Source organism: Kitasatospora sp. NPDC059599 (genome assembly GCF_042735125.1).
In the GTDB taxonomy this organism is placed as follows: Bacteria; Actinomycetota; Actinomycetes; order Streptomycetales; family Streptomycetaceae; genus Kitasatospora.
Genome location: NZ_JBHWCL010000126.1, coordinates 16,756 through 29,751, shown reverse-complemented (window position 1 = coordinate 29,751; position 12,996 = coordinate 16,756). Strand labels below are relative to the sequence as shown.

Sequence of the window (12,996 nt, the reverse complement as noted above, 5' to 3'; positions counted from 1 at the left end):
GGAGTGGGAAGTCGGCCGGTCCGACTTCCCACTCCCGCACGTTGCCCGAACGGAAGATCCATCCGCCCGCATCCAGACAGATCGTCAAAACTCCTTCCTCACAGCGCCTTCCAGCAAGGCAGTCGAAATGCGCGGCACGGGCGGCACAGGGCGGCCGGCCGCGGCACGTGTGACGGACGGACCGGTGAACCGACGTGCCAGGCACGGAAGAGCCGCCACGAACGACAGCACGCAGACCCGACCGACAACGACCGGCCCCCGCCGACGCCACACCCGGCAGGATGGGCCCGTGCCGAAGAACCCACCGGAATCGATGCAGCACCACCTGCGCCGGCGCCTGAACCGCCACGCCCGCGAACCCCGGCCGCACGTGAACGCCATCACGGTCCGCCTCCGATCCGGATTCGGCTACGTAGCAGCCGAATTGACCGCCCAGGAACCTCAGCTCCTGTGCCGCCTGCGCTTCACCGGCGTACCGCACACCCGGGGCTTCGCCCTTTACCTCGCCAGCAGCGACAGCCACAAGGACGACATTCCGCCCAGTGGACTGCCCGTTGGTTCCCCCGAAGAGGCCCTCGACTGCGCCTGCGCTTCGTACCTGGGCGACCCCACCGGCCGGTCCCTGTCCGGCACAGCAGCCCGGACAATGCGGGCATGATTCCTCTCCCCGCGCTGCCCCCGGAGGCCACGTGGCGCGACACCGGCACAGGTGTCTTCTGCTACGCGGCCCGGGCCGAAGGACGCTGGTGGGTCCTGCGACTCAACGACTTTCCCGAGCATCCCCTCTACACCTTGTTCATTGACGCACAGGTCATCGGTGACGTGGACGATGATCCGACCGTCCGGCAGCAGTTGCCGCCCTCTGCGACGCTCCCCGTTCTCGGCGCGCAGGAACGTGCGGAGGTACTCCACCTCATGGCCGGTCTCGGGCATTACGGCGCCGAGACCGGCACCCCCTGCACAGGCGACCATTGCACCTGCACCATCCTCACCGACGACTACGCGGCCCGACCCAACACCCCTCCACGGACTTCGGCGGAGCAGCATCAGGGCCTGTTGCGAAAGTGGATCAAGGCGACCGTGTCGGTCGCCGCAATTAACGAATGGCTGTGAGACGCCGTTCGTTGCGACCATGCGGCAGTGAACGCACTTCTTCCCGACGGATGGACGATCGAGCAGGTCCGCTCCGCATCGGATGACGCCAAAGCGGATCTGCTCTCGCTTGAACGACTCGTCGTCGTCGAACAGCACGGCTTCGCCGACTATGACGTCCTCCAGCCCGACGTCATCATTGCCTTCCACAGCTATGACATGTGCCTTGCAAGAGTTGGTGAAGGCTGGTTCATGGGGCAGCTCGACCCCGACGGCTCAGTCATTTGCTGGGCTTCCTACGGCCCTGACCTGGCCGAAGCCATTCGCGGGTTGTGAGCTGCCAGGCGGCGACTCGATCATTTTCACAACACGCCCTGGACGGGGGACTCGCCGCGACGGTAGCGCGGGCCGAGGAACGGCGGGCGGGCCGCTGGTCTGCTTCGGCGGCACCGGTGCGGTCGCGGCGCCGCTGCACCAGGGGCCGGCCGAGGAACTGCGGCTGCCGGGCGACCCCGGGGTCGCCCGGGCGGGCAGCAGGGTGTCCGGGCCGTGACCGGCCGGGCACGGGTACCGGGTGGGCCCGGTGGCGGCATGCGGGCGCAAGAAAGTGAAAAGCTGCTGGTCACGGAGGTGACCGCCCGGTTCCGCCGGGCCGGCCCCTTGCTGGGATCCGCCGCTCCGGACAGTGGATCATCCGGACAGCGGATCGAGGAGAACAAGCGGTGGAGCAGGAACGGGTGGAACTGGCGTACGCGCCGACGGCCGAGGACTTCCGGGAGGCGTTCGCCGCCCAGGCCCGGCACACCACCGCGGGTCGGCTGGTGCGGGTGCTGGTGTGGGTGCCCGCCGTCATCGCCGCGCTCGGCGGCGTGCTGAAGGCGGCCGACGGCGAGGCGGGCGTCCCGGACGCGCTGACGGCCGCCGCGCTCGTGGCACTGGCCCTGCTCGCGCCGCGCTACCAGGTCTTCTCGGCGCAGCGGCGGGCCGCCCGGCGCGGCGGCGAGTACCGCGCGGTGGTGGACGCCACCGGGGTGAGCGTCACCGACGCGCGCGGCACCCGCGTCCTGCCCTGGACGCGGGTCCCGCGTTCCCTGGAGACCGAGCGCCTGTTCGTGGTGCTGAACAGCAGCGGCAACTGCCTCCTCACCCTGCCCAAGCGCGGCACCTCCTCCCCCGACGCGCTGCGCGCCCTGATCGCCCGGCACACCACGCCCGTCGTCCGGGCGGCAGGCGGCGCAGCCTGCGACGCGGCGGACCAGGCGGCCCACTCGAAGTAGCGCGCCTCCACGGAAGTGGCACGCAGCCTCCGAGGTCAGAAGTGGTCGGGCCCCGACCACTCGTACCAGTGGCCGCCGACCGGGGTGTACCCGAGAGGGACTGCGACACCCGAGGGGAAGTAGGCGTAGCCGTGCGCGGCGAACACGCCCGTCCCGGAGACGGTGAACTTGACGCCGCCGCCGACGAGTTCGGCGCTGCTGATGGGCAGGCCGCCGATCCAGCCGGAGGCGTCGCGGGCCGTGCCGCCGTCGAGGGCCTGCTCGGCGGCGGCGGTCAGGGCGGGCCTGGCCAGCGCGAGCCGGGCCTCGCGGGGCACCTCGGAGCCGGCCAGCGTCACCGCGGCGACGGCCGCCAGTGGCACGAGCGCCCAGCGCCACGGGCCGCGCGGCCGTGGGGCGTTCCCGGCGCGGGCCGTCCGGCCGACGGCCGTCCGGCCGACGGCCGTCGGGCCGTTCGTTGTCGGGCCGTTTGCCGTCAGGCCATTCGTCAGGCCGTTCGCCGGGCCGAACACCGTCGGTCCGTTCGGCGCCGCAGCGTTCGGCGCCGCAGCGTTCGGCGCCGCAGCGTTCGCCGTCCGCCCGTTCGCCGTGAGCATCAGCTGCCGGGCGGTCCAGGCGAACGGCAGCACGACCAGTGCCGCCAGGCCCGCCCCGCCCAGGCCGTAGTCCAGGCCCGGCACGCTGGAGCCCGCGACGACCGCGGCCGAGGCGAGGAGACCGCCCAGCAGTGCGCTGTTGCCGGGCCGGTGGAAGCGCCGCACCCGGCGGCGCGCGGCGGGCGAGGCGACCGTAACCGCCACGGCCAGGGCGAGCAGCAGCACCCCCACCGGCACCGGGAACACCCGGACCACGGCGAGCGGGATCATCGCGAACATCCCGGTGATCGCCGTCAGGAACGTCGCGGCCGAGTGCGGGAATCCGCCCGGCGCCGCCGCCACGACGGCCAGCACCGCCCCCAGCAGGAGCGGCGCCCGGTACCCGGGCCCGGTGAGGCGGCGGATCGCGGCGGCCCCGGCGGCCGCTGGCGGGGAGAAGAGGTTCGTGTTCACGGCGCCCATCCCTACCAGACGGCGGATTCCCGCCGTGCGGGAGGTCCCTGACGCACCGGCGGCTCACCTGCGGGTTCGCCCCGGGGCCGGCGGCCGCTTCGCCGACGGCCTCACCCGGGGTTCGCTCCCGGGGCCGGCGGCGGCCGGGCGCAGGCCCTCCACCTGCCGTTGCGCTACGCCGTGGAGGACATCGAGCTGCCCGGCGGACCACCGCCCGGGGCGAGGCGGTCCTCGCCCCCTACGCCGCCGCCGGACGCCACCCCGCCCGCTACGGCGACAGCGGCGCGGACTTCGACGTCACCCGCCCCGCCAAGGACCATCCCGCCTTCGGCCACGGCCCGCACTTCTGCCTCGGCGCCCCGCTGGCCCGCGTGGAGGGGCAGACCGCGCTGCGCAAGCTCTTCGACCGCTTCCCCGGCCTCGCCCCCGCCCCACACACCGAGCCGCGGCCCGTCGACTCGCTGACCTCCGACGGGCACCGCACCCTGCCGGTGCTCCTCGGCGAGCCGGCCCCGCAGGGCTGAGGGCCGGCGCCGGGCTCCTCGCCCGCGCGGCGCAGCGGGCGGGCCGGGGGCGGGCGGGCGTGCTAGCAATGGCCACAGGGGCGGGGCCGTCCGTACGAAGCACGCACGCACGCGAGTACCCGGCACGCTCGCTGCGCTCGGAGCATGTCGAAGCACGCACGCACTCGAAGCCGGAGACCGTCTTGTCCCATCACCTCAGCGGACCGAACCTGCGCTCGCCCGACGGCGACGCGCGCCTGGACCTGACCGACCTGTTCGCCTTCGCCTCGCCGGAGCCGGGCCGGACCGTGCTGATCATGAACGTGAACCCGATCGCGCCGACCGGCGGACAGGCCTTCCACCCGGAGGCGGTGTACCGGATCAACGTCGACACCGACGGTGACAACCGGGCCGACCTCGCCTTCAGCTTCACCTTCTCCGACCCGGCCGACGGGCCGCAGACCATGACGGTGCGGCGCGCCACCGGCGAGGGGGCGCGCGGGCACGAGGCGACGGGCGCGCCGCTGGTGTCGGGGGCGCCGGTGAGCTTCACGGGCACCCCGGCGGTGGTCGAGGCGGGCCCGTACCGGGTGAGCGCGGGGCTGCGCAGCGACCCGTTCTTCGCCGACCTGGACGGCATCGTCGCCAAGTTCCGGTGGACGGGTGTCGACTGGGGCGCGGACAAGAACGTGTTCGGCATCGTGCTGGAGGCGCCGGAGGCGGAGTTCGGCGAGGCGCCGCAGATCGGGGTGTGGGCGCGGGTGAGCGTGCGCAAGGACGGCGGGCTGGTGTCGGTGGACCGCGGCGCGCACCCGTCGCTGACGGCGTACTTCAACGAGGAGGACGTCAAGGACGCGTACAACGCCGGGGAGCCGGCCGAGGACTGGCAGACCTACCGCGAGCCGTGGACGGCCGTTCTCCAGCACTTCGGCGAGTACACGACGGACGCGGCCGAGGCGCAGCTGCGCGTGGTCCTGCCGGACGTCCTGCGCTACGACCGCACCCGCCCGGCCGGCTATCCGAACGGGCGCACGCTGAGCGACGACGTCACCTCCGCCCGACTGTCGATGCTGACCGACGGCAAGGTGCCCACCGACCACATCGGCCCGCACACCGACCTGCTGCCCGCCTTCCCGTACCTGGGTCACCCGCACTGAGCCGCAGGCCGGGCCGACTTCCTCGGGCCGAGTGCCCCGGGCCGACTGCCCGTCACCCCCCGCCGCCGCCCCGTGCGCGGCGGCCCGTAGGGTGGCGGGCATGTCCCTTCCCGTCGAACTGGTGATCTTCGACTGCGACGGCGTGCTGCTCGACAGCGAACGCCTGGCGGTCCGGGTGGACGAGCAGGTCCTGAAAGCGGTGGGGTGGCCGCTGACGCAGGAGGAGATCGTCGAACGTTTCCTCGGCCGCTCGCACGCCTTCATGTCCGCCGAGGTCGAGGCGCACGCGAGCGTGCCGCTGGAGCCCGGCTGGGACAAGCGCTTCCAGCACCTCTACGACGAGGCGTTCGCCGCCGAACTGGCCCCGGTGGAGGGGGTGGTGGCGGCCCTGGCGGAGCTGGAGCGGGCCGGTGCGGCGGACTGCGTGGCCTCCTCCAGCAGCCACGCGCGGCTGCGCGCCACCCTCGGGCGGACCGGCCTGCTGCCGCGCTTCGCCGGACGGATCTTCAGCTCCGAGGACGTGGAGAACGGCAAACCCGCCCCCGACCTGTTCCTGCACGCCGCCGCGGCGATGGGCGTGGAGCCGGCCGCCTGCCTGGTGGTCGAGGACAGCAAGTACGGGGTGGCGGCCGCCCGCGCGGCCGGCATGCGGTCGTTGGGCTTCCACGGCGGGCTGACCCCCGCGCACTGGCTGGCCGGGCCGGGGACCCGCACCTTCGCCGACATGCGCGAGCTGCCCGCCCTGGTCGCCGCGGCGGTCGACCAGCCGCTGCCCTGACGGCGCCGCCCGGTTCCCCTTCCTGCCCGACCTGCCTGCCCCTTCCTCCTCCGGCCTGCCCGGGGTCGCGGGTTCCGGAGTTGAACGGGTTCGCCGCCCCGGGCCGTTGAGGAGGTTGGCGGGGGGTCGGGCACATGTGGTGACAGGAGGCGATGGCGTGGCGGGCGACCACATGGTCATCGAGCGGGTACGGCGACTGGAGCAGGACGCGGACTGGGACCTCGCCCCCGGGTACGGGCCCGTGTCTCCCCGGCCGGAGGCCGCACCCCTGCCGGAGACCGCACCGCTGCCGGAGCCCGCGCTCCTGCCGGAGACCGCACCGCTGCCGGAGCCCGCGCTCCTGCCGGGGACCGAGACCCGGGGGCACCGGCCCCTGGACGCCATGGGCACGGTGCTGGTGCCTCCGGAGGCCCGGCCGCTGCCCGCCGCACTCCCCTTGCAGGCGCCGCCCCCGCCCCTGCCGCCGCAGCACCTGCCGCCACCGTCGCCGCACCTGCCGCCGCCGGCCGTGCTCCTCGCCGTGCCGCCCGCGCCGCCCGTCCACCCCGCTCCGCCCGCTCCGCCGGCTCCGCCCGTCCAGGCGGCTCCCCCCGCGCTGCCCGTCCACCCGGCTCCGCCCGTCCAGGCGGCTCCCCCCGCGCTGCCCGCGCAGGCGGTCAACGCGCCCGCCATACACGCCGCGCCCGCCGCGCGGCGGGGCCTGCGCGGGATCGGCCGGGGCACCACGCTCGGCCGGGGCGAGCGGGAGCGGCTGGAGGCCGTCATCCGCACGCCGTTGCAGCGCTCCTACCGGATCGCGGTCGTCGGCCTCAAGGGCGGGGTGGGCAAGACCTCCGCGACGCTGGCGCTCGGCTCCGTCCTCGCCGAGACCCGGTCCGACAAGGTGATCGCCGTCGACGCCAACCCGGACACCGGCACCCTGAGCCAGCGGGTCCACCGAGAGACCGCGGCCACCGTCCAGGACCTGCTGGCCGTCGCGCCCTCGATCACCGGCTACATGGACATCCGCCGCTTCACCTCGCTGACCTCCAGCGGGCTGGAGGTCCTGGCCAACGACCCGGACCCGGCGGTCGCCACCGGCTTCGGCGGCGAGGACTACCGGCAGCTGGTCGACCTGCTCGCCCGCCAGTACCCGATCGTCCTCAGCGACTGCGGCACCAGCCTGCTGCACGGGTCCATGAGCGCCGTGCTCGACCTCGCCGACCAGCTGGTCATCGCCGCCACCACCAGCGTCGACGGCGCGAGCGGCGCCGGCGCCACCCTGGAGTGGCTGCACGCGAACGGGTACGGCGCGCTGGCGTGGCGCAGCGTGACCCTGATCTCCGGCGTCCGCGGCACGGGCCGGATGGTGAAGGCGGAGAACCTGGTGGCGCACTTCGAGCGGCTGTGCCGGGCCGCGGTCGTCCTGCCCTTCGACGAGCACCTGGCCCTCGGCGGGACGTTCGACCCCGCGAAGCTCCGCCACCGCACCCGCCGTGCCCACCTCGAACTCGCCGCCGCGGTCGCCGAGGGGATGAGCCTCGACGCCGCGCAGCCCGCGAGCCTCGCGCACCCCGCGCACCCCGCGGGCTTCGCGCAGCCCGTGGGCTTCGGGGGCGGGCCCGTTCCCACCTGGTAGAGACCGCCTTCGGAGCCGGTCACGTGACGGGAGGTCGGGCCGGTCGCGGTGCGCCCTCGCCGCCGCGGTCGCCGAGGGGATGAACCTCGACGCCGCGCACCCCGCACACCCCGCGGGCTTCGCACACCCTGCGGGCTTCGGGGGCGGGCCCGTTCCCACCTGGTAGAGACCGCCTTCGGGGCCGGTCACGTGACGGGAGGTCGGGCCGGTCGTGGTGCGCCGTCATGAGCCTTCGGACGCCGGGCGGGCCGTGCTGCCGCGTTTCCTGCCCGGTTCGGGGGTCGTGGGCCGGGCGGCGCTCGGACGGGATCACGTGGAAACGGCGGACCGGCTCGGCCCGGCGGGCCCTGTCGGAGCGCGCGAGGCCTTCCGCCGGGGCGCGGCGCCGCGCCGGCGGGGGTTCGTCGACGGGCTCTCGGGCCCGTCCTCAAGCCCCCGCCGGGGCGGGCGGGTCGAACCTGCCGGCGGCCGGAAGCGGGCGGGTCAGGCCTGCCAGCGGCCGGGGCGCCAGGCGCGGCGGCGGCCGGCCGTGCAGACCAGGGCGGTGCCGGTGATCAGGGCCACGGCGGTGAGGACGGCGCCCGCCGTCACGATCGCCTCGCGGCCGGCCGGGTCCGGGGGCGGCGGCTGGAGTGCGGCCGCGGTCGGGGCCGGGCGGGTGGTCGGCGCGGCGGCGGGCGCCGGGGCGCCGACGGCGGCGGCCGGGTCGACCGTGCCGTAGCCGAGGCGGGGGTCCGGCAGGGCGGTGCCCGGATGGTAGGCGGTGGCGGTCAGGCGGTCCTTCAGCTGGGCCGGGCCGAGGTCGGGCCGGTAGCCGAGGACCAGGGCGGCGGTGCCGGCCACCACGGCGGCGGCGAAGCTGGGCCCCGAGCCGGTGAAGTAGCCCTTGCCGCCGGGCCCGACGCTCATCATGGCGTCCCCCGGGGCGACCAGGTCGATCCGCCCGGCCCCGCCGGAGGCACCACCGGAGCCACCCGAACCGCCCGGGCCACCGAGCCCGCCCGAACCGCCCGGGCCACCGAGCCCGCCCGAACCGCCGGAGCCGCCCGAACCACCGGAGCCGCCCGAACCACCGAACCCGCCGGATCCGCCCGAGCCGCCGGAGTCCGAACCACCGCTGGGCGGGGCGCCGTTCGGGGCCAGGTCGGACACCGTGAGCACCTCCGCGGGGGCCTGGGCGGCGGCCGCGGAGCCGCCGCCCTGGTCGGGCGCGGCCGGGGCGACCACCAGGGCGCCCTTGCCGTCGGCGTAGCGGACCGCGCCGGCCAGGTCCTCGTTGCCCGCCGTGACGGGCAGGGCGACCGCGATCACCCGGGCGCCGCCGTCGGCCGCGTCGCGGATGCCCCTGGCCAGCAGGGCGGCGGTGGTGTTCCCGGCGTCGTCGGTCACGGCGACGGCGAGGATCCGCGCCTCGGGGGCGATGCCGGTGAAGCCGACGCCGTCGCGGTGGCGGGCGGCGATCAGCCCGGCCAGGAACGTGCCGTGGCCGACGCAGTCGCGGGTGGAGCCGCCGTCGCCGTACTCGCGCGGCCCCGGCACCAGGCGTTCGCCCAGGACGCCGGAGGCCGGGTCGACCCCGGAGCCGACGACGGCGACGGTCACCCCGGCGCCGCGGCCGAGCTGCCAGGCGGCCTCGGGGCGCAGGAAGGCCTGCGCCCAGGGCATCCGGTCGGTGTCCTTGTCGGAGGGCTTCACGCAGCCGTCCGTGCGGCCGGTGCCCCGGTTCTGCCCGATCACGGGCAGCGCCGCGTCTCCGCCGGAGGGGGCGGGACCCGGGCGGGCGGTGCCCGGCGCGGCGGGCGTGCCGGCGACGGGGACGCCCGCGACCGGGGCGCCGGGCAGCGGGGCTCCGGGGACCGGGGCGCCGGGTGCGGCGCCGGCCGGGGTGGCCGGCACCAGCAGGACACCGCAGCACAGCACGGCGGCGGCCGCCGTCGAGGCGGGCCCGACGCGGCGCGGGCGGGCGTGAGCGCCCGTCACGCGCCGCTCCGCTGGAGCAGTGCGGGGATGTCCTGCGGGAGCAGCAGGCTCAGCTCCGACACGTCGCCGATGTCGAGGCGGGCGAGGCGGCCGGCCTGCCGGGTGATCATCGCTTCCAGCGTCTGGCGGGCGAAGCGGCCGTTGCCGAAGGTGCGGTCGCGCGGGACGGCTTCGCACAGCTGCGTCAGGGCGGCGAGGGTCTCGGGGGCGCAGACGTAGCCGGCCTGTTCGGCCTGCAGCCGCACGATGGTGACGAGTTCGTCGGCGCTGTAGTGGTCGAAGGCGATCTGCTGGGAGAAGCGGGAGGCCAGGCCGGGGTTGGAGGCGAGGAAGCCCTGCATCTCCTCCTGGTAGCCGGCGACGATCACCACGACCTCGTCGCGGTGGTCCTCCATGAGCTTCATCAGGGTGTCGACGGCCTCCTGGCCGAAGTCGCCGCCGGAGCCGCCGCCGCGCGGGGTGAGGGTGTAGGCCTCGTCGATGAACAGCACGCCGCCGCGGGCGCGTTCGAAGGCGTCGCGGGTGAGTTGGGCGGTGTGGCCGATGTAGCGGCCGACCAGGTCGGCGCGGGCGGTCTCGACGAGCCGGCCGCCGGGCAGCACGCCGAGTTCGGCGAGTAGTTCGCCGTAGAGCCGGGCGACGGTGGTCTTGCCGGTGCCGGGGGGCCCGGCGAAGACCAGGTGGTGGCTGATCGTCGCGGTGGGCAGTCCGGCCTCCTCCCGGCGGCGCACCTGGGTGATCAGGTTGACCAGGTTCTCGACCTGTTCCTTGGCGGCGGTGAGGCCGACCATCGAGCGCAGCTGTTCCAGCAGTGCGGTGCTCCCGCCGCCGTCGCCCGCCGGGCCGGCGTCGGCGCGGGCCGCGGCGGCGGCCTCGGCGCCGAGGTCCTCGGGCAGCAGCAGCGGCAGGTCGGCGTCGGTGACTTCGGCGAGTCCGGCGAGCCGGGAGGCCTGCCGGTCGACCATCTCCTCGAAGACCTTGCGGGCGGCGCGGCCGTTGCCGAAGTCGGCGCCCTTGGGCATGCGGGTGAAGTGCGTCCCGAGCGCGTCGACGGCGGCGGGGTCGAGTTCGTAGCCGTGGGCGGCGGCGGCCCGTTCGACGATGGTGACGAGTTCCTCGGGCGCGTAGTTGCGGAACTCGACGGTGCGGCTGAAGCGGGAGGCCAGGCCGGGGTTGGAGGCGAGGAACTCGCGCATCTCGTCCGAGTACCCGGCGACGATCACCACCACGTCGTCGCGGTGGTCCTCCATCAGCTTGACCAGGGTGTCGATGGCCTCGCGGCCGAAGTCCGGCCCGGTGCCGCCGGAGCCGGCGGACAGCGCGTACGCCTCGTCGACGAACAGGACGCCGCCGAGCGCGGACTGGAAGACCTCGGTGGTCTTGATCGCGGTGCCGCCGACGATCGAGGCGACCAGGTCGGCGCGGGCGACCTCGACGAGGTGGCCCTCGCGCAGCACGCCGAGCTCGGCGAGGATGGCGCCGTAGAGGCGGGCGACGGTGGTCTTGCCGGTGCCGGGGGGCCCGGCGAAGATCAGGTGGCGGCCCATCGGCAGGGCGGGCATGCCGGCCTGTTCGCGGCGCCGGGCCAGCTTGTTGAGGTTGACCAGGGTGGCGACCTGGTCCTTGACGCCCTCCAGGCCGACCAGGGCCTGCAGGGCCGCCTGCGGTCCTTCCGGCTCGGGCGGCGGCGGGGCGGCGGCCGGGTCCGGCGACGGGTCGGCGGTGCCGTCGTGGTCGGCGGCGCCGTGGCCGGGGTCGCCGGGGGCGCCGGCCGGGCGGACCGCGGCGGGGCCGTCCTCGGCGCCGGCGCCGGCGGTGCCGTGGCTGTCGGCGCGGCCGTTGTCCCGGCTGGTGAGGTCCTGCACGGCCAGCCGGCCGCCGGCCTTGGTCTGGCGCAGCCCCGAGCCGCGGTTGCCGGCGACGGTGCAGCCGGTGATCCGCACGGGTTCCTCGGAGTCCACGCGCAGGCCGTCGCCGGCGTTGTCGGTGAGTTCGCAGCCGGTCAGGGCGGCCCGGCTGCCCGGGCCCAGCAGGACGCCGTGGCGGCGGTTGCCGTGCACCCGGCCGCGGGCCATGGTGAGTTCGCCGCCGTCCTCGACCAGGACGCCCTCGCCGGTCCATTCGGCGATGTCGCAGTCGCGCAGCGAGGCGACGCCGCCGGGGCCGACCTCGACGCCGGTGACCGCGGCGGCCTTGCCGGGGCCGGCGGCGGGGGCGCCGCCGCGCAGGGTGGTGCCGCCGACCTGGGTGTTGCCGCCGTCGGCGACGCGCAGCGCGGCCTGTCCGGTGGCGGACAGCACGCAGGATTCCAGCCGTCCGCGTCCTTCCCGCAGGACCTCGACGCCGTGGCCGCGCACCTCGGCGACGTCCAGGCGGCGCAGCAGCGGGTTGGCGCCGTCGCGGACGCTGACGCCCGGTCCGGCGGCGCCGCGCACCTCCAGGCGGTCGAACTCGGCGGCGCTCTCGCCGGTGAGTTCCACGCCCGCGCCGGCGCTGTCGGCGACGGCGGTGCGGGTCAGGGCGGGGCTGGAGGATTCGTCGACGAGGATGCCGGTGGTCTCGGCGGCGGACACCTCGCATTCCTCGAAGCGGCCCCGGGAGCGGCCGGTGACGTGGATGCCGTGGCCGCGGGTGCGCACGGTGCGGCAGCGGCGTACCAGCGGGTCGGTGCCGCCGGCCAGGACCAGGCCGTGGCCGCGGGTGGCGCTGACGGTGCAGTCCTCCAGGACGACCTGGGCGGCGGAGGAGACGTAGACGCCGATGGAGGCGTCGCGGACGGTGGTGCGCAGCACGCGGGTGGTGCTGTTCTCCTCCAGGGCGATGCCGGGTTTGTCGGTGGCGGAGATCTCGCAGTCCTCGATGGAGCCGCGGCCTTCGCCGTTGGCGCAGACGCCGTTGCCGCGGGCGTCGCGCATGACGCAGCCGCGGACGACGGGGTTGGCGCGTTCGCCGATGACGACGGCGGAGCTGCCGAGGTGTTCGATGACGCAGTCCTCGATGACGCTGGTGCCGGTGGAGGTCTCGACGATGCCGGCGCCGGCGGGGTTGACGACGCGGCAGCCGCGCATGGCGAGGGAGCCCTGTTGGCGGGTGAGGACGGCGGTCCAGGAGTTGCCGGCGACTTCGCAGTCCTGGAGGGCGGCCTGGCCGCGGGGGACGTCGACGGTGGGCAGTTCCTCGTCCTGGCCCTGGAGGACCAGGCCGGTGAGCTGGACGGCCTCGGCGACGACCTGGACGACGGCGCCGCGCCGCGGGGAGACGCGGACGCTGCCGCGGGCCTCCTCGGCGGTGATGGTGACCATCTTGGTGATCACCAGGTTCTCCTCGTAGCGGCCGGGGCGGACGCTGATGACCGCTCCGCTGCGGGCCGCCTCCAGGGCGGCGCCGATCGTGCGGTAGCCGCCGTCGCTCGGCTCCGCACAGACCGTCAGCACGTGGCGGGTCATGGGGCGTTCTCCTCCGTCGTTCGTGGGGCTGTGGTGCCGGTGGTGCTGTGGTGCCGGTGGTGCTGCGGTACGGGGTGCCGGGGCGGGGCGGGGGTG

Annotated in this window: 11 protein-coding genes; 8 read left to right on the top strand and 3 right to left on the bottom strand. The window is 75.5% G+C overall.

The window, feature by feature from the left end; all coding sequences use genetic code 11:
- Positions 1–289: 289 nt before the first annotated feature.
- From ACFV04_RS32835 to ACFV04_RS32820, 4 genes are all read left to right on the top strand, one after another.
- Entirely contained in the window at positions 290–658 is a 369-nt protein-coding gene (locus ACFV04_RS32835) for a hypothetical protein (protein ID WP_380534481.1), read from the top strand.
- The gene (locus tag ACFV04_RS32830; protein ID WP_380534479.1) at positions 655–1,113 is read left to right on the top strand and encodes a hypothetical protein; all 459 of its coding nucleotides are present in this window, start codon (positions 655–657) and stop codon (positions 1,111–1,113) included. Before ACFV04_RS32835 ends, ACFV04_RS32830 begins: the two co-directional genes overlap by 4 nt.
- 27 nt (positions 1,114–1,140) lie before the next feature.
- Complete coding sequence (locus tag ACFV04_RS32825) at positions 1,141–1,428, top strand: hypothetical protein (RefSeq protein ID WP_380534477.1); 288 nt, start codon at positions 1,141–1,143, stop codon at positions 1,426–1,428.
- A 386-nt stretch (positions 1,429–1,814) separates the two neighbouring features.
- Positions 1,815–2,369, top strand: coding sequence for a YcxB family protein (locus tag ACFV04_RS32820; protein ID WP_380534475.1), 555 nt, complete (start codon positions 1,815–1,817; stop codon positions 2,367–2,369).
- A 35-nt stretch (positions 2,370–2,404) separates the two neighbouring features.
- On the opposite strand, the gene ACFV04_RS32815 is transcribed toward ACFV04_RS32820, so the two are convergent.
- Positions 2,405–3,418: a hypothetical protein gene (locus ACFV04_RS32815; RefSeq protein WP_380534473.1), complete on the bottom strand. Its 1,014-nt coding sequence runs from the start codon at positions 3,416–3,418 to the stop codon at positions 2,405–2,407.
- On the opposite strand from ACFV04_RS32815, the gene ACFV04_RS32810 reads away from it, so the two are divergent.
- The 4 genes from ACFV04_RS32810 to ACFV04_RS32795 all read left to right on the top strand — a co-directional run bounded on the left by ACFV04_RS32810 (position 3,391) and on the right by ACFV04_RS32795 (position 7,474).
- Positions 3,391–3,942, top strand: a complete 552-nt coding sequence (locus ACFV04_RS32810) for a cytochrome P450 (RefSeq protein WP_380534483.1) — start codon at positions 3,391–3,393, stop codon at positions 3,940–3,942. The genes ACFV04_RS32815 and ACFV04_RS32810 overlap by 28 nt on opposite strands.
- 182 nt (positions 3,943–4,124) lie before the next feature.
- The gene (locus tag ACFV04_RS32805) at positions 4,125–5,078 is read left to right on the top strand and encodes a DUF4331 family protein (RefSeq protein ID WP_380534471.1); all 954 of its coding nucleotides are present in this window, start codon (positions 4,125–4,127) and stop codon (positions 5,076–5,078) included.
- A gap of 100 nt (positions 5,079–5,178) precedes the next feature.
- The gene (locus tag ACFV04_RS32800) at positions 5,179–5,856 is read left to right on the top strand and encodes an HAD family hydrolase (RefSeq protein ID WP_380349434.1); all 678 of its coding nucleotides are present in this window, start codon (positions 5,179–5,181) and stop codon (positions 5,854–5,856) included.
- Between the two features lie 157 nt (positions 5,857–6,013).
- Positions 6,014–7,474: an AAA family ATPase gene (locus ACFV04_RS32795; protein ID WP_380534469.1), complete on the top strand. Its 1,461-nt coding sequence runs from the start codon at positions 6,014–6,016 to the stop codon at positions 7,472–7,474.
- Between the two features lie 483 nt (positions 7,475–7,957).
- Here ACFV04_RS32795 and ACFV04_RS32790 read toward each other — a convergent pair whose 3' ends face one another.
- Positions 7,958–9,454, bottom strand: a complete 1,497-nt coding sequence (locus tag ACFV04_RS32790; RefSeq protein ID WP_380534467.1) for a S8 family serine peptidase — start codon at positions 9,452–9,454, stop codon at positions 7,958–7,960.
- A complete protein-coding gene (locus ACFV04_RS32785; protein WP_380534465.1) occupies positions 9,451–12,900 on the bottom strand; it encodes a right-handed parallel beta-helix repeat-containing protein in 3,450 nt (1,149 codons plus the stop codon). Before ACFV04_RS32785 ends, ACFV04_RS32790 begins: the two co-directional genes overlap by 4 nt.
- Positions 12,901–12,996 lie beyond the last annotated feature (96 nt).

What these genes read in the sequence shown, in the direction of transcription:
- ACFV04_RS32785 (WP_380534465.1), bottom strand. Translation starts at nt 12,900, where the DNA reads ATGACCCGCCACGTGCTGACGGTCTGTGCGGAGCCGAGCGACGGCGGC.
- ACFV04_RS32830 (WP_380534479.1), top strand. Translation starts at nt 655, where the DNA reads ATGATTCCTCTCCCCGCGCTGCCCCCGGAGGCCACGTGGCGCGACACC.
- ACFV04_RS32800 (WP_380349434.1), top strand. Translation starts at nt 5,179, where the DNA reads ATGTCCCTTCCCGTCGAACTGGTGATCTTCGACTGCGACGGCGTGCTG.